12 protein-coding genes are annotated in these 16,189 nt (G+C 71.1%); 8 read left to right on the plus strand and 4 right to left on the minus strand.

What is annotated here, in order from left to right; genetic code table 11:
• The first annotated feature begins 7 nt into the window (after window positions 1–7).
• The 3 genes from AB0C15_RS21920 to AB0C15_RS21930 all read left to right on the plus strand — a co-directional run bounded on the left by AB0C15_RS21920 (window position 8) and on the right by AB0C15_RS21930 (window position 4,387).
• Window positions 8–1,333 (plus strand): SWIM zinc finger family protein, encoded by a 1,326-nt coding sequence (locus tag AB0C15_RS21920; protein WP_357354678.1) that lies wholly within the window; start codon window positions 8–10, stop codon window positions 1,331–1,333.
• Window positions 1,333–3,876: a DUF6493 family protein gene (locus AB0C15_RS21925; RefSeq protein WP_357354680.1), complete on the plus strand. Its 2,544-nt coding sequence runs from the start codon at window positions 1,333–1,335 to the stop codon at window positions 3,874–3,876. Before AB0C15_RS21920 ends, AB0C15_RS21925 begins: the two co-directional genes overlap by 1 nt.
• A 127-nt stretch (window positions 3,877–4,003) precedes the next feature.
• Window positions 4,004–4,387 carry a hypothetical protein gene (locus AB0C15_RS21930; RefSeq protein WP_357354734.1) on the plus strand — a complete coding sequence of 128 codons (384 nt, stop codon included), beginning with the start codon at window positions 4,004–4,006 and terminating at the stop codon, window positions 4,385–4,387.
• An 11-nt stretch (window positions 4,388–4,398) separates the two neighbouring features.
• On the opposite strand, the gene AB0C15_RS21935 is transcribed toward AB0C15_RS21930, so the two are convergent.
• A complete protein-coding gene (locus AB0C15_RS21935; RefSeq protein ID WP_357354681.1) occupies window positions 4,399–4,794 on the minus strand; it encodes a hypothetical protein in 396 nt (131 codons plus the stop codon).
• 127 nt (window positions 4,795–4,921) lie between these two features.
• On the opposite strand from AB0C15_RS21935, the gene AB0C15_RS21940 reads away from it, so the two are divergent.
• Window positions 4,922–5,152 carry a hypothetical protein gene (locus AB0C15_RS21940; RefSeq protein ID WP_357354683.1) on the plus strand — a complete coding sequence of 77 codons (231 nt, stop codon included), beginning with the start codon at window positions 4,922–4,924 and terminating at the stop codon, window positions 5,150–5,152.
• Window positions 5,153–5,159: 7 nt separating this feature from the next.
• Here AB0C15_RS21940 and AB0C15_RS21945 read toward each other — a convergent pair whose 3' ends face one another.
• Both AB0C15_RS21945 and AB0C15_RS21950 read right to left on the minus strand, forming a co-directional pair.
• Window positions 5,160–6,035, minus strand: a complete 876-nt coding sequence (locus tag AB0C15_RS21945) for an alpha/beta hydrolase (protein ID WP_357354685.1) — start codon at window positions 6,033–6,035, stop codon at window positions 5,160–5,162.
• Between the two features lie 9 nt (window positions 6,036–6,044).
• Window positions 6,045–7,067 carry a hypothetical protein gene (locus tag AB0C15_RS21950; RefSeq protein ID WP_357354687.1) on the minus strand — a complete coding sequence of 341 codons (1,023 nt, stop codon included), beginning with the start codon at window positions 7,065–7,067 and terminating at the stop codon, window positions 6,045–6,047.
• 309 nt (window positions 7,068–7,376) lie between these two features.
• Here AB0C15_RS21950 and AB0C15_RS21955 point away from each other — a divergent pair, with 309 nt between their 5' ends.
• The 4 genes from AB0C15_RS21955 (at window position 7,377) to AB0C15_RS21970 (ending at window position 12,472) form a co-directional block, all read left to right on the plus strand.
• Entirely contained in the window at window positions 7,377–7,835 is a 459-nt protein-coding gene (locus AB0C15_RS21955) for a matrixin family metalloprotease (protein ID WP_357354689.1), read from the plus strand.
• Window positions 7,836–7,898: 63 nt separating this feature from the next.
• Window positions 7,899–8,492 carry a hypothetical protein gene (locus tag AB0C15_RS21960; RefSeq protein WP_357354691.1) on the plus strand — a complete coding sequence of 198 codons (594 nt, stop codon included), beginning with the start codon at window positions 7,899–7,901 and terminating at the stop codon, window positions 8,490–8,492.
• Window positions 8,493–8,498: 6 nt separating this feature from the next.
• Window positions 8,499–9,002 (plus strand): hypothetical protein, encoded by a 504-nt coding sequence (locus tag AB0C15_RS21965; protein ID WP_357354693.1) that lies wholly within the window; start codon window positions 8,499–8,501, stop codon window positions 9,000–9,002.
• A gap of 467 nt (window positions 9,003–9,469) precedes the next feature.
• Window positions 9,470–12,472: a glycoside hydrolase family 95 protein gene (locus AB0C15_RS21970; protein ID WP_357354695.1), complete on the plus strand. Its 3,003-nt coding sequence runs from the start codon at window positions 9,470–9,472 to the stop codon at window positions 12,470–12,472.
• 148 nt (window positions 12,473–12,620) lie between these two features.
• Here the strand turns inward: AB0C15_RS21970 and AB0C15_RS21975 are convergent, their stop codons facing one another.
• Window positions 12,621–16,085: an alpha-glucuronidase family glycosyl hydrolase gene (locus tag AB0C15_RS21975; protein WP_357354697.1), complete on the minus strand. Its 3,465-nt coding sequence runs from the start codon at window positions 16,083–16,085 to the stop codon at window positions 12,621–12,623.
• Window positions 16,086–16,189 lie beyond the last annotated feature (104 nt).

The raw sequence follows: 16,189 nt of genomic DNA on the forward strand, positions 1-16,189 counted from the left end.
TGTGCCGGTGAACGCCGTCCAGACGTACCGATACCTTGCGCCGTCCGCTCTGCGTGCCGACGGTCTCGACCTTCAGACCAGCGGCGGCCCGGCGGCCAACCCGCGCTTCTTCTCCGGGTTCCTCACCACCCCGGCGGCCGCGGCGGCCGGGCTGCTCGCCGTGGCCGAGGTGGCCCGCACCCGTTACCACCAGCCGGTCAGCCCGGCGAGCCTCGATCCGGTGGTGACCGGCAGCCGGGAGCGGCTGCGATTCGAGTCCTTCTCCGGCTGCTGCGGGGTGTACGCCCGGATGGACGTGGTCCCGGCCGGCTTCGATGGTGAGATCGCCGGGCACGGCACCACGAACGTCGACGTCAACCCGCCGCTGCGCGAGGCCCTCGCCCGGGTGGGCGGGATCGACCCGCTGCACCTGGCCGTCGGCCCGGACGATCTCACCGTCTCCACCATGGAGGGAGCGGTGGTGGAACGGAAGGTCCCGCTGCCGGCACGGTGGATGCGCGGTTTCGCCGAGGTCCACGTGCTCACCGCCGGCTTCGAGCCGCGTGCCGAGATCCCCGCGGCGGAGGCCACGGCGTTCCTGCGCCGGCTGCCCGGGGCCAGCGACCGCTCGGTGCTCTGGGCGGTGCCGGCCGGGCGTACCCTCCGGCTGACCTCCCGCCCGACGCCGGGGGCGGTCTGTCTGGCCGGCGCGGGGCGGCTCGCCGCGCTGCGCGGGCTGCTCCGGCACGCCCGCACCCTGCGGGTGTACGGCCCGGCGGTGCGCGCCGGCTCGCCGGCGGTGCCGAGCACGTGGGAGCTGGACACCGGCTCGCTGCGGTTGTCGCTGACCCTGTCGCCCGAGCCGTACCGGGGCTTCTCCGGCGAGGGGGCGGCGTTGCTCGCGCTCGCCGGCGACGAGGTGATCGACGACGCGGAGCTGGTCGGCGCCCTGCTCTCCTGGGACCCGACGATCGACGTCGCCGCACTCGCCGACGCCGCCGGCCTGTCCGACGACCGGGTCCGCGCCGCCCTGGCCCAGCTCGGCACCGCCGGGCGGGTCGGCTACGACGTCGCCGACGCCGGGTACTTCCACCGGGTGATGCCGCACGACGCCGGCCGGGCCGAGCGGGACAACCCCCGGCTGGTCGGTGCCCGCACGCTCGTCGAGCAGGGCGCGGTCCGCCGGGACGGCGATCATGCCACGGTACGCAGCGGCGACGACGAGTACCGGGTCCGCCGGCTCCCGGACGGCAACCTCACCTGCACCTGCCGTTGGTGGGGAAAGTACCGGGGCCAGCGCGGGCCGTGCCGGCACGCCCTCGCGGTGTCCATGGTCGCCCAGGTGACAACGTGATGGACTTCCTCGAGGCACTGGAGCGCGGTGAGGTGACGACCGTCGGGTCGGCACTGCACGCCCTCGACGATCCGGCACGACGAGCGCTCGGGGACGAGCTGGTCGTCTACGTCCGAGGGCTGGACGACATCCTGTACGGCCGCCCAGCGACCGCGCTCGCGGTGGCCGCCGTGGGCACACTGAGCACCGCGACGAAGGTCGCCGCCCTGCTTGGCCGGGGGTCGATCCTCTTGACGGACACCGACCCCGAGCCGGTGGTCGCCGCGGCGCGGCAGCGGGGCGTGCCCTGGCTCGCCGACGTGGCGTACCGGCTGGCCGAGCGGCTGTCCCGCCGCCGCCCCTGGGATGGTTGGCACTTCGTCGCCGCGCTCCTGCTCGCGGAGAAGGTGCCGCCGCCGACCGGGGACGCGTTCGTCGCCGGCTGGGCGCAGTCGCTGTGGTGGCAGCGGTCGTCCGACGGGCCCCGTCGGTCGCCGGTGCTCGACGAGCTACGCGCCGACCCGTTCCTGGACGTGCTGCTGCCGCGCCTGTTCGAGGTCGACGGGATCGGCATCGACCTGGGGTTCAGCGGCGCCGGGCAGCCGGTGCCCGCGGCGTTGGCCGCACTGGCGAGGGAGGGGCGACTCGACCGGGCCGTACTCCTGGACGGGGTTCTCGGCCGGTTGCTGCGCGGCGACCGACCTGGCGCGCTGCGTCCGTTCCTCGCCCTGCACGAAGAGCTACGACCCGGCCCGGACGAGGTGGCCACGCGGGTGGACGGGTACCTGCGGTTGCTCGCCGACGGGCCCGGGCCGGTGGCGGGCGCCGCCCAGCGGGCGCTGCGCGACGCGGACAGCCAGGTGGACGTCGACGCGCTGCTGGACACCGCCCGGGTGGTGTTGGGTCGGCCGGAGAAGGCGCTGGTGCGAGCGCAGTTGTCCTGGTTGGACCGGCTGGCCCGGCGACGCCCCGAGCACCGGGCCCGCATCGCCGAGGTCCTCGCGACCGGCACCGGACACCCGGCCGCCGACCTGCGCGACCGCGCGGCGGCGTTGGCGCAGCGCCACGGTCACCGGCCGGTCGCCACGGTCACCGTGGCGGCGGCCGGCGACGAGCTGCCCCCGCCGGTGTCGCCCGCGCCCGCGGCGCCGCCGATCACCGAGGTGGACGAGCTGGTCGAGGAGGTCTTCGGGCTCCTCACCCCGCGCCGGCCCCCGGCAACCCTGGAGCGGGTCCTCGACGGGCTGGTCCGGTTGGCCACCACCGACCGGGCCCGGCTGGCTGCCGCCCTGCTGCCGGTGCTGCGACGGGGCGAGGTCGGTGCCTGGGACCATTCGTGGTCGCAGTTCGACGTGTCGGTCCAACTGAACGGCGTCCTGCTGGCCGCCGCCGCGCAGCCCGAGGCGGCCAGCCGCCGCGACCAGTGGTCGAGCATCCTCAGCCAGCTACTGACCCGCACGTTGCGACCGTTCCGGGGCCGGTCGGCCGTCAAACCGCCGCACCAGTCCGCTCTCACGCTCATCTACTGCGGCCGGCTCGCGGAGATCGGGCAACGCCTCGACGGCCGGGACGACCCGGGGTTGCTGGCCGCTCCGACAGGCGCCACCGGTGCCCTCGACCCGACCGCGCTCTACGAAAGGCTTGCTGCGCTCGGCGACCGTCCGGTGTGGCGCTGGGACCTGACCCAGGCCCTGCTGCGCCTGCCCGTCGGTGTGGACGAGGCGCTTGCCGACCGCGCCGCCACCCTGGGCAGCATGGCCGGTGACGAACTGGCTCGCTGGCTGCGCGGCGACGCCCTACCGGCAACGGTCCAGCAGGTGGTCACCGTCGGTCGGCGCGCGCGCAAGCACACGTACGACTTCGCCTACGAGGAGCTACCTGCTCGGCGCACCCTCGTCACCGGTACCCCTCCCGAGGGTGTGGCGGACCCGCTCGGGCTGCTCACCGTGCCGGCGCATCCGATCGGGCGAGGGCTGGGCGACTCGAGCAACCTGTGGCCGGCGCTGCTGCCTGGGCACCGGGGGTTGGTCGCCGCCCACCTGTTGTCCGAGTTCGCGAGCACGGCGCAGGAGAACGCCAGGGACGCCGCCACGATCATGCCGGCAGTGGCCGAGTGCGCCGGCGCGGGCGGCCCGGCGCTCGACCTCGCGCTGGCGTACGGGCTGTGCGCCCGGCACGAGGTGGACCGGGTGGCCACCCTCGACGCGCTGCTGATGTTGGCGGCCGCGGGTGACCTCGACCCGCCGGGCGTCGGCGGCCAGTTGGGCGCACTGGCGGCCGACGGGCAGGTGACGCCGACCCGGGTGGTCACCCCACTGCGCGACGCGATCGCCGCCGGTGCCCCGCTGACCGTCTGGCGGTTGCTCGCCGCCGCGCTGCCACCGATGCTGGCCGCGCCGAACCCGCCTCGCGGCACACCTGACCTGCTGGCGCTGGGCGCCGAGACGGCCCTGGCCACCGGCGTGCGCATCGAGGTGCCGGGGCTGGCGGACGTGGTGGCACGCGGCGGCACGAGTCGGTTGGTGACCGAAGCGCGTCGACTCGCCACCGCACTGGCCACCTGACCCGCCGGGCCATCCGTGCCGCAGCAGGGGCTGCCGGGAGTGTGCCGTCCGGACCGTTTCAACCGACCGGGTCCGTGGGTACGCTCCCACCGGCTGATCAATCGATCGACGGAGACTCCTCGTGATCATGGCTCTGCTGCTCGACCTCGCCAATATCGTCGGCGGTTTCCTGCTCGCGGTCTCGGTGCTGCGGCTCCTGCCGCGGGTCGGCGACGACCTGGGTCGCCTCGCCGGTCGGGCCGCCCCGATCGCGTGGGTGGTCGGCCTCGTGGCGTTGGTGACCGGCGGCTACTACCTGATCGTCCACCTGATCTCCGGTCCTCGGGTGTTCCACTTCGAGGTGGTGGGGATCGGCGTGGGTCTCGCCCTGCTGTGGGGCCGGCTGACCGGTCGCCCGACGCCGCGTGACGAGCGGCCGGACGCTGCCACCGGCGTCCGGCTGCTGCTCGCGATCTTCGGCCTCATCGCGATCGTCGTCGGCGTCCAGGGGCTGTTCACCCCGGACGGCTGAGGGTCGACGGTTCAGGTGGTCGACGGTCGCGGCGCCCCGGTGCCCGCGGCACTGGCGATCAGGAGTATCACCGCCGGCAGGAAGGCGACACCGATGCCCAGCCCGAGCAGCAGGCCCCAGCCGGTGAGGACGAGGGCGGCCAGCAGGTCGGCGACCAGGGTCAGCCGACCGGCCCGCTGCGCGAGAACGGGCAGCGACGCGGCGACGACGGGAACGCCGAGCAGGTAGCCGGCCGCGGCGCCGGAGTCGTCCACGGTGAAGGGCGTCAGCGCGGCGGCCACCAGCACGGTGATCGCCAGGGCCGACCACCTGAGCACCGACCGGGTGTCGGACGGCTTGCGGAGCAGGATCACGAGACCGACGAGCAGGACGCCCACGGTGGCGCCAACGGTCGTCAGACCAGTCATAAATACCCTCCTCGACCGCCGCGCTTGGTGTTTGATCGAAGACGGCGGATCGCCGTCTCCGCGTCCCACGATACGGCTGGTCGGTCAACCTGCACGAGATCCGGCGTCCAGTAAGGAGGTCCCGGGCATGCCGCTCCTGCGCATCCACCTCGACACCGATCCGAGCACCGCCCGTCGCGTGCTGCAACTGCACCAGAACGGCAAGTCCCATCACGAGTCTCGGGAGGCGGCCCGGGACCGGGTGTGGCGCCAGGGTCACACCCCGGCCGGTGATCCGGTCTTCGTCGGCATCACCAACGGTCGCCGCGACGTGCAGCTGCTCTACGACGTCGAGGTCTACTCCGACACCACCGGTTGAGCGGACGTCAGCCGGCGTCCAGCACCTCCCGCAGCCGCGCGGCGAACTCCTCGGGCTTGCCCGCGTAGCCGAACTCACCGCCGAGGAACCCGCCGTGGTGGCTCGGGAACACCACGGCCTCCTGGCCGAGCAGCGCCGCGAGGCCCAGTGCGGTGCGGGCGGTGTACGTGCCGGCCGACTCCTCGCCGACCGCGACGACGATGCGGGTGGGCGCGGCGGTGAGCACAGCCGGATCGGGGCGGTAGTCGGTGACCGCCCACGAGTTCTTCGACAGCAGCGGGTCGTCGCGGCTGCCGTCGTCGTCGGCGGGAATGCCGAACATCGCCGGGTCCGGGCTTGGCTGGGCGAAGTAGGCATCGGTGAACTCGCCCTGCCAGGACGTCATCGCGATGAACGCGGCCATCCCCGCACCCGAGCCCTTCGCCTGGTACGCCTCGTAGAAGCCGGCCCGGGCACGTTCGGCGGCGGTGGCGTCGGGGAGCACGGCGTTGATCGGCGGCTCGTGCGCCACCAGGGTGGCGACGTCACCGGGGTGGGTGGCGACCAGTTCGAGGGCGGTGACCGCACCGCCGCTGCTGGCGAACAGGTCGACCGGACCGACGTCGAGCGCCTCGATGAGCGTGTGCAGGTCGGCGGCCTGCTGCTGCGGCGTGTGGTCGGACCGACCGTCCGTGCGGACGCTGCGGCCCAGACCACGCGGGTCGTAGGTGAGGACGGTGCGGTCCGTGAAGAGCGGGGCGAGCGCGCTGAAGCCCTCCGCCGCCATCGGCTGGCCGATCATGAGCAGCGCACGGTGGGCGCCGACGGGTGGTAGCGGGCCGCGGACGTCGTAGACCAGCTCGACGCCGGGGATGACCAGGGTGTGCGTCTGGGTGTCCTGCATTCGACGAGACTACGACCGGCTAGCCGGTGTCGGGGGAACGGCAGGCGGTTGACGGAACGCGTCGCCGATGATGTCGGGCATCCGCCGGGCCACTCCCGCGAGGAGATCCGCGACCTGCACCCGTGGATCGTCGCGGGAGTCGACCATCACCAGCCCGGCCAGGGGTGACACCCCGTTCGGCAGCGCGCCGGCCCGGTCGTCGCCGGTCGCGGAGGCGTCGCCGTTGTCGGTCAACGCCCGCTGGAGGCGGATCAGCCGGTCGGCCGTCAGCGCGCTCTGCTCGTCGTGGGTCACCAGCACCTGCCGCCAGCCGCCGCTCCAGGACAGCACCGTCTCCGCCAGCGCCGGCAGTAGTGGTTCCAGCGGGGGAGGGACCGTGCGGTCGTCGCTGTCGAGTCTGGCCACCACGGCCCGCACGTGGCTCGGGCTGAGCCCGTCGAGGGCGGCGTCGGCCACCGTGCCGAGGCCGTGTCGCCGCAGCGCGTCCCGGGCCTCGAAGAACCGTTGCACCGTCTGCTCGACCGGAAGCCGCCGCTTCATCCGCACCAGGTCGACGAACGCCGACAGGAAGGTGTCCCAGTCGTTCCGGTTCGCGCGACCGGCCTCGTGCAGGGCGAGAGCGGCCGGATGGTGCTCGCGAGCCAGGCGGGTCCCCGCCGCGTACGACGGCTCGGTCAGCAGGAACTCCACGATCCGGGTGACGAGGAAGAACTCCTTGTCGATGAGGTGGACGTGTGCGCGGCCGGCAAGCGCCGCCAGGAGCCACTCCAGTGTCTTCTCCGCGCCTGAGCCGCGCAGGAAGCGCCCGGCCTTGAGCTCGTGCGGTGCGATCCGGAACCCGGACCGCAGGGCGGTGATGAGCGCGACCGCCTCGTCGAGGGTGAGGTCGACGCTCGCGTGCGTGATCACCGGGGCGGTCGAGTGCAGCAGGTTCGTACCCGAGAAGCCCGACTCGTCGCAGGCGATCTCCACGACGGCCCCGACCACCACCGCGCCGCCCGGCGGTAGTCCGCCCTGAAGAGGCGATCTCACCGCCGCCCTTCCGCCATGCCGCCCATGGTCACCCGCGCGTCGGCCGAGAACAACCCGATTGCGGACGCGACGCGCCGGACGACGTGTGCCGTCGCGGCCCGAGGCGAAATAGATTGACCGTCGTGAATCTGTCGATATGCTGACCACAAGTCGGCTCAACGGGGGAGTTGGACGCGTGCCGTTTCGCACGCTCAAGCGCCTCCATCCGGGTTCGGAACTCACGATGAGGAGACGCGTGTGCCTTTCCGTCGAACTTCCGCCAGACGCTCGTCAATAGTCGCGACGGCACTAGCCGCAACGCTCGTCGCCGTGCAGGCGGTGCCGGCTCCGGCGCTCGCCCACTGGAACGGCACGGGCCAACTCATCGCGTACATCGGCATCTACCCGTACAGCTACAACGGCACGTGGATGACACCGCTCGACCGGTCGCTGTCCAACTGGAACGCGACCGCCAGCCCGGCGTACTTCTACAAGGACACCCTGGCCAGCTCCACACTGACGGTCACCAACTACAGCGACACGTGGTACGGCTACTACCAGGCGTGCGGCTCCAGTTGCATGTACGTACGCGTCAACTCGCGGACGATCAACCGGGACGCCAGCAACTTCAGCAATTTTGTCACGAGTGTCGTGGTGCACGAGCTGGGGCACGCGTTGAACCTCGCGCACAACGACCTGTCCGCGTCGATCATGAATCACAGTCGCAATCGGAACTCGATGACCACTCCGCAGTCTCATGACGTGGCGGACGTCAACGCCTACTACTAGGCCGGACCGCGATGCGCACCGGGACCAGCACCCACGATTCATCGACTTGGACAGGAGTTTCGAATGAGGCCGCATCTGCTCGTCCGCGCCGCCGGCGCGCTGCTGATGGCGGCAGCAGCCGCTGCGTGTTCCGCCGCCACTGACCAGCCCGACACCGCCGCCCCGCAGAACGTCCTCTACCGCGCCGACTATCCGTCCTACACCAGCGACGACCAGCTCTTCGAGCGGGCGAGCATCGTCGTTCAGGGGCGCGTCGAGTCCGACAGGAAGGTTGTTCGCCTGGTGCAGGCGGCACCCCGGGGGCAGGCGCTACCGGCGCCGGTGGACGCGGAGCGCCGCGAGGGGATGGTCGTCACCGTCCGTACTGTCACGGTCTCCCGAGTCTTCAAGGGTGACGTCAAGCCGGGTGACACCGTGCAGGTCAAGCAACTGGGCGGCAAGCTGGACGGGGTCACCTACACCGAGGAGCACGGTGTGCCGCTGCTGGACAATGGTCAGTACACGCTCTTCCTTGAGACGTACCCCGACCAACCGGCGTCGCTGCTGAACCCGGTGCAGGGGCAGTATCTGGTAGATGCGGACAACAGCCTGCACGCGTTGCCGGGAAATGAGATCGCCGTCTCCGTCAACCAGCTTGATAGGTTGGCCCACAGGTAGCGGGTCGTGCGGGTCAGCACTTGGCGGCTCACCGCGAAGGAGAGGTCAGTGGTGTTCGGCTTCCGCTCCAGCCGGCCGGTCCGCTGCGCGCTGATCGTCGGCACTCTCGTCGTCGCGGCCTGCGGATCGGGCGACGCCGAGGTCGACTACTGGAGCAACGGCGCGGGCCAGGACAAAGCCGTTGAGTCGTACGCGGGGTCCGAGCACTGTGGTTGGCAGGATCTGACGTTCCTGCACATCGCCTGGCCACTGCCGGGCCAGACCGGCCCGGCGGCCAACCGGCAGTACGTCCGGGACCCCTCGGGACGGCTCGGTGCGCAGGTCCGCGCCAGCTACGCCCCGCGTGCCGAGTTGCCGGCTGACGCCCGTACCACCGACTACACCGGCCCGGACGGGCAGCAATTGTGGCTGGCGGCGAGCGACTCCGACGACCTGGCGTACGTGGTCTACCCGGATTCCCAGCGGGTCGAGGCGTGGCCCCGCACGACGCAGGCAGTGGGTTGCGACTGATCGTGTCCATTGACGAGGGGCCCCGACCGGTGTAGCAGCCGGTCGGGGCTCCTCTGTCGTCGGGAGGGTGGACCGGTGCCGTGCCAGCGTCTGTCGGCACCCTGCCTGGCGTACGTGTTCCGATCCGGATCGCTCCGTACATCTGATGTATGTCGATCAGGGTGGGTGGCCGTGGGCGTCGATCTGCCGAATCGCGATGCCGTGCCACCTCGGTCCGCCGCTGCTCACCCGCCCGTTCGTCTCGCTGACCGGCCACAGGGGCCTGACGTGCACCTATCGATCGACCGTTGCCTATTCTGTGGGCCCGGAGTAACCTTCCCGAAACACATCAGATGTCTGGCGCGTCAAGGCCCGGCGTCGGCCTGCTCAGGCAGGGTCCCGGTTGGCCCCACCAAGCGGATCCCCATGTCGAGTCCCATAGTTGTCCCGTTTCGGGGTGGCCGGACTGGTCACCGTTTGGAGGATCGATGTCAGACCTGACCCGTCGGCAAGCCCTCAAGGTCGGCGCAGCTGGCGCGGGTGGCGCTCTCCTGCCGGTGCCCTGGACGGCCGTGGCCAAGGCGGACGCGGCGGCGCCCCCGCAGGTGTTGGCCGCAGGCGACCTCGCCCTCTGGTACGACGAGGGGGCCGGCACCGACTGGCTGCGGGCGCTGCCGATCGGCAACGGCCGGCTCGGCGCCATGGTCTTCGGCAACGTCGACACCGAGCGACTCCAGCTCAACGAGGACACCGTCTGGGCCGGCGGCCCGCACGACCCCAGCAACACCCGGGGCGCGGCGGCGTTGCCGGAGATCCGGCGGCTGGTCAACGCGAACCAGTGGACCCAGGCCCAGGATCTGATCAACCAGACCATGATGGGCAACCCCGGCGGTCAGCTCGCCTACCAGACCGTCGGCAACCTCCGGCTCGCCTTCGGCTCCGCAAGTGGTGCCTCGCAGTACGACCGGACGCTCGACCTGACCACCGCCACCGTCACGACGTCGTACGTGCTCAACGGTGTCAGGTACCAGCGGGAGGTGTTCGCCAGCGCACCGGACCAGGTCATCGCGGTGCGACTGACCGCCGACCGAACCGGTGCGATCAGCTTCACCGGCACGTTCGACAGTCCGCAGCGCACCTCGGTGTCCAGCCCGGACGGCAGCACGATCGGCCTGGACGGCATCTCCGGGAACATGGAGGGCGTCAACGGCCAGGTGCGTTTCCTCGCCCTGGCCAACGCCACCGTCAGCGGCGGCAGCGTGTCCAGTTCCGGCGGCACCCTGCGGGTGACAAACGCCAACAGCGTGGTCCTGCTGATCTCCATCGGGTCGAGCTACGTCAACTACCGCAACGTCGGCGGCGACTACCAGGGCATCGCCCGCCAGCGCCTCACCGCCGCGCGGGCCAGCAGCTACGACCAGTTGCGCAGCCGGCACGTCGCCGACTACCAGGCGTTGTTCGGCCGGGTCACTCTCGACCTCGGCCGCACGTCGGCGGCCGACCAGACGACGGACGTCCGCATCGCCCAGCACAACAGCGTGAACGACCCGCAGTTCTCCACGCTGCTGTTCCAGTACGGCCGTTACCTGCTGATCTCGTCCTCGCGGCCCGGCACCCAACCGGCGAACCTCCAGGGCATCTGGAACGACTCGCTGGCTCCGGCGTGGGACTCGAAGTACACGATCAACGCCAACCTGCCGATGAACTACTGGCCGGCCAACACCACGAACCTGGCCGAGTGCCACAACCCGGTCTTCGACATGGTGCGAGACCTCGCCGTCGCCGGAGCGCGGACCGCCCAGGTGCAGTACGGCTCCGCCAGTGGCTGGGTCACCCACCACAACACCGACGCGTGGCGGGCCACCGCCGTGGTGGACGGCGCGTTCTGGGGGATGTGGCAGACCGGCGGCGCCTGGCTGTCCACGTTGATCTGGGACCACTACCTGTTCAACGGCGACATCGAGTTCCTGCGGACGAACTACCCGGCCATGAAGGGCGCGGCGCAGTTCTTCCTCAACACCCTGGTGACCGAACCGACCCTCGGTTACCTGGTGACCAACCCGTCGAACTCGCCGGAGCTGAGCCACCACTCGAACGCGAGCGTGTGCGCCGGCCCCACGATGGACAACCAGATCCTGCGGGACCTGTTCGACGGCGTCGCCCGGGCCAGCGAGATCCTCGACGTGGACAGCACCTTCCGGGCCCAGGTGCGGGCCACCCGGGACCGGCTCCCCCCGATGAAGGTCGGCTCGCGCGGCAACATCATGGAGTGGCTCTACGACTGGACGGAGACCGAGCAGTACCACCGGCACATCTCGCACCTGTACGGGTTGGCGCCCAGCAACCAGATCACCAAGCGCGGCACCCCGCAGTTGTTCGAGGCGGCCCGGCGGACCCTGGCGCTGCGCGGCGACGACGGGACGGGCTGGTCGCTGGCCTGGAAAATCAACTTCTGGGCGCGGATGGAGGAGGGCAAGCGGGCCCACGACCTGATCCGCTACCTCGCCACCACCGCGCGACTCGCGCCAAACATGTTCGACCTGCACCCGCCGTTCCAGATCGACGGCAACTTCGGTGCCACCGCCGGCATCGCCGAGATGCTGTTGCAGAGCCACACCGGTGAGCTGCACGTCCTGCCCGCGCTGCCGCCGGCCTGGCCGAGCGGGCGGGTGACCGGCCTGCGTGGTCGGGGTGGGCACACGGTCGGCATCACCTGGGCGAGCGGTCTGGCCACCGAGATCCTCGTCCGACCGGACCGGGCCGGCACCGTCCGCCTGCGCTCCCGGATCCTGACCGGCACCGTCACGGTGGTCGACACCGCCGACGGCACGGCGGCCCGCGTCACCCGGATCGAGTCGGACCTGATCGAGGTCACCGTGCAGGCCGGGCGCACCTACCGGGTCACCAGTTCCGGTGGCACCACCACACCGACGTTGGAGCAGAGCTTCACCAACGTCGGCATCACCAGCGACAGCAACACCAACGTCGGAAACATCGACGGTGGTGGGGCGTCGCTCTCGGCGCAGGCCCTGGCGGCGGCCGGCGCCAGCCCGGGCGGCACGATCAGCCGCAACGGGGTCAACTTCCGGTGGCCCAACGTCAGCTCCGGGGTCGCCGACAACGCCGTCGCCTCCGGCCAGACCATCGGCATCACCGGCACCGGCAGCACGCTCGGCTTCCTGGTGACCGGCACGTACGGCGCGGTGTCCGGGACCGGCACGGTGGTCTACGCCGACGGCACCCGCCAGACGTTCACGCTGAGCAGCCCCGACTGGTACGGCGGGCCGCACTCCGGAGGGACCGCGGCGATCGTGTCCGCCTACCAGAACCGGCCCAACAACGCCCGCCAGAACACCGCCGCGTGCATCTACTACGTGGGTGTCGCGTTGCAGAGCAAGGCGGTCGCGTCGGTCGTGCTGCCGAACATCAGTGCCCGGCCGGCGACGAACGTGCCGACCATGCACATCTTCGCCATGGCGATCGGGGGCTGACGACAACCGATCCTGCTCGGGGGAGCACGACCGGGCCCGTCCCACCTGGGGACGGGCCCGGTCGCGGTTGTCGGTGCCGCGGTGGCCCCCGGCCTCGCCAGCCACAGCGGTCACGGCCGCCGCGAGCCCCGGGGTCGGGCTCACCCGTTCAGCGGATGCGCTCTCCGCGGCTCTCGATCCGGAAGTAGTCGAAGGCGACGTCGAGGTCGGTGGAGGTGCCGGCCCGGTTGAAGGCCAGCAACCCGGCCTTCGTGGGGTCGGCGGTCAGCGTCTGGGAGCCGAGGTAGCGGTAGACGCCTCCGTCGCTGGAGTAGTAGGCCCGGTAGCTGTCCCCGATCTTGGTCAGTCGCAGCCAGATGGCGCCGTCGGCCCCGACGATGCGTTGCGCGTCGGCGCCGGTGATCTCCATGGTCGACGCCGTGCCGTTCTGCTCGCGGACGAAGACGATCCGGGTCTTGTTGACCGGCGCGCTGGCGTTGCCCATCTCCCAGGCGAGCTTCACGTAGTTGTTGTCGTCCGCGTAACCGAGCACACCGCCCTGCTCGTTGTTGCTGGCGAGTGGTCGGGAGAAGACGACCCGGGACTCGACGGTCCAGTCGCCGTCGACGTCCTGGAGGGCCAGGTTCCGCGCGGTGTTCGCGCTGCCCTGAAGGTCACCCTGTTGCGCGGTGACGACCAGGGACCCGTCGGCCATGCGCCGCCTGCCCTCGTCCGGACGGACCCACTGCCACTGCGGGCCGAGCTGGGACGAGGTGAACTCGTCGCTGCCCGTCAGCGTGGTGTTCAGGTCCACCGTGTAGACCGACGACGCCGCGCCGTTCGTGACGGTGACCCGGGCCTGGCCGGTGGGGCTGGTGGCCTGGTCGACGACGACCGTCGCGGCGGGGTCGGCGGCGCTCGCGGTGACCGTCGGCACGGTGGTGGTGCCGGCCGGCACGAGGGCGTTGTACCGCAGCGTCGTCGGCGTGAAGGACGCCAGGCGCCTGCCGTCGACGCGCAGCGCCTTCACTGTCGTGTCGGGCACCAGGTTGAAGACGTAGTTCTTCACGAGGGGGCCGAAGAAGCTCTCCGTCGTGACCTTGACGACCGCCTGACCGGGTAGGTCGGCCGCCTGGGAGACGATCTCGTAGCGGGCCTTCCGGTCGGCCGTGCGTACGTTCGTGATCGTCGGCGACGCGCCGGCCGGCACCGGGATGGTGTACGCGCTCTCCGACAGGTTGAAGCCGCCGAACCTCTTCCCGTCCACGACGATCGTCGCCGACAGGGGTGCGTCGTCGACCGGGACGGCCCGCCCGCTGAACTCCTTCCAGTAGTTCACCGAGGTGTCCCGCCAGTCGGCGGCGTCCGCCTCGTGGACCGCCAGCTTGGCGCGTACCTCGGCGAACCGGCGTGCGTCGAGGTCGGGCTGGAGCGTCTCCCAGGTCTCCCGCATCCAGGTCACGTACTGCACGCCCATCTGGTAGCGGTAGACCAGCTCGTCCCAGAACGTCCGGCCGTTGTCCATCCGATGGCCCCACGGCACGTGGTGGAACCACATCAGCAGGTTCTCTGGGACCGAGTCGATGTCGCCGTAGCGCCGCTGCAACCGCGGGAAGTACTGGGCGGCCAGGTTGCTGCCGGTGGGGGAGCGGTCGAAGCCCAGACCGACGCTGTCGGCCTTGTTGTAGTAGATCGGGCTCCAGTCGTCGCGGCCCGCCCAGTCGGCGGGGTCGGGACGGTAGTGGGCGCCCTCGGCGAACTGGTGGCCGATGCCCAGCGGTGTCTGGTAGCTGACCAGCGACTCCCACGAGCCCATCATCATCTTGCCGATGGTGTCGACGACGCGCCGGTCGTTGCTCCAGGTCATCCGTACCCAGTCGGTCGCGATGTCCGTCGAGTCGAGCGTCCAGTCCCACGCCTGCCGGCCGAAGGCGAAGAGGTTCGCCTGGGCGAAGTGGTGCCCGGTCAGATTGTCGGCGTTGCCGAGGTTGGCGATACCCACGATGGCGGTGTCCGGGTGGTGCTGGGCGGACCCGTCGACGATGTTGCCGACCAGGCGCTTCTTCAGCAGCTTGCCGTTCGCGTCGGTGGCGTACGTGTCGGTCTTGAGGATCTCCTCGTACATCGGGCCGAGGTAGGCCAGCATCCAGTTCTGCCCGGTGTACTCCTGCGTGACCTGGAGTTCCAACGCCTGGTTGGTGTTCTCCATCCGGCCGAACATCGGGTGGACGGGCTCCCGGGCCTGGAAGTCCAGCGGCCCGCTCTTGGTCTGCAGGAACACGTTGTCGGCGAAGCGCCCCCGACTTCCGTCCGGCTGGACCTCGTCGTCGATTGGCCCGAACTCCAGGTAGGCCCGCTTGAGCCGGTCGTTGTCGACGTCGGCGTTGTAGACGAACGTCCGCCAGTGCACGGTCATCCCGAGCGGTGCCACCGCGGCGGCGATGGCGTTCGCACCGTCACCGTGGTCGTACCCGAAGTCCTGTGGACCGGGTTGGCCCTCGGAGTTGGCCTTGACGGTGAGGCCCATGAAGTCGGGGATGGCGGTCTGGATCTGCTGGGCGCGGCGGTGCCACCAGCCCCGGAAGTCTGCACCGTACGGGTCGAGTTGGCTGTTGGTCAGCGTGTCCGGCGCGAACCGGCTGTCGGTGGGCGCGGTGTAGCGGATCGACAGGCCCAGCCTGATGCCGTACGGCCGCAGCGCGTCGGCGAGGGCGGCCTCCTGCGCGATGCGGGCGCTCGTCAGGTACGCGTTGTCGGCGTTGACGTTGTTGATGGTGATGCCGTTGATGCCCAGGGACGCCAGCGCGCGGGCCATGACGAGGTAGCGGTCGAGGATGACGGGCAGGTTCCGGCCGGCGCTCGCGCCGGTCGCGGCGAAGTTGAAGATCGCCCCGCTCTCCCCGTTCAGCCCGCCCAGCCCGGAGGCGTTGTTGCCCGCGTAGAGGCGCTCGGTCTCCCAGTTGTTCAGCAGCCGATGCTTGATCTTCGGTGACTCCGCGACGCGGAGGTGGTCGACGGGTTTGTGGGTCTGCAGCAGCCGGAGGAAGGCGAAGGTGCCGTACAGCGCGCCGAGGTCGGTGTTGCCGGCGATGACGGTGAACCGTGCCCTGCCCCTCGTCACCGTGCGCACGAGGTAGCCCTCGTCGCCGACCCTGGCCAGGTCGCGGCTCGCGATGGCGCGACCAACGAGCGGTGAACTCGTCGGCGTGCCCACCACGACCGCGCCGTCCGGGACCGCGCCGCCGTCGACAGGTGCCACGGGTACCGGCTGACCGAGCAGCCCGCCCAGGCCGCGTACCAGTTCGTCGCGAGCGGCGCCGAGCGTGCTCTCGACGAGCTTCTCGCCCGACCCGGGAGCCATGGCGAGGTCCGCTGTGTGCCGGTGCACCGGCGTGGCGTCGGCGTTCTCGACCACGATCGTCGTGGCCGCGCGCCGGTATTCGCTGAGCAGCTTCGCGTCGTCGACCGGCACGTACCGAAGCCAGAGGTCGGAGCCGTTGTAGTCGTCCGGCGACGACGGGGCGGCGGCGACCGGCGTGGTGGTGGCGACCGCGAGGGTGGCCGCGACCGTGGCGAACACCGTGCCCAGCGCGATGAGGGTTCGTCGTAGCCGGGGCACCGTAGCTCGGTTCATCGCCATCTCCTCGTTCGTCCGCTGGGGCGCCGTTCGGCCCGTGCGGCGGCCGCGACGGCAATGATGAATGGATGCCTGTCGATTCTCTTCGGCGCGGATCCGGC

The sequence above is a fragment of the Micromonospora sp. NPDC048835 genome (assembly GCF_040649995.1).
Taxonomy (GTDB): domain Bacteria; phylum Actinomycetota; class Actinomycetes; order Mycobacteriales; family Micromonosporaceae; genus Micromonospora.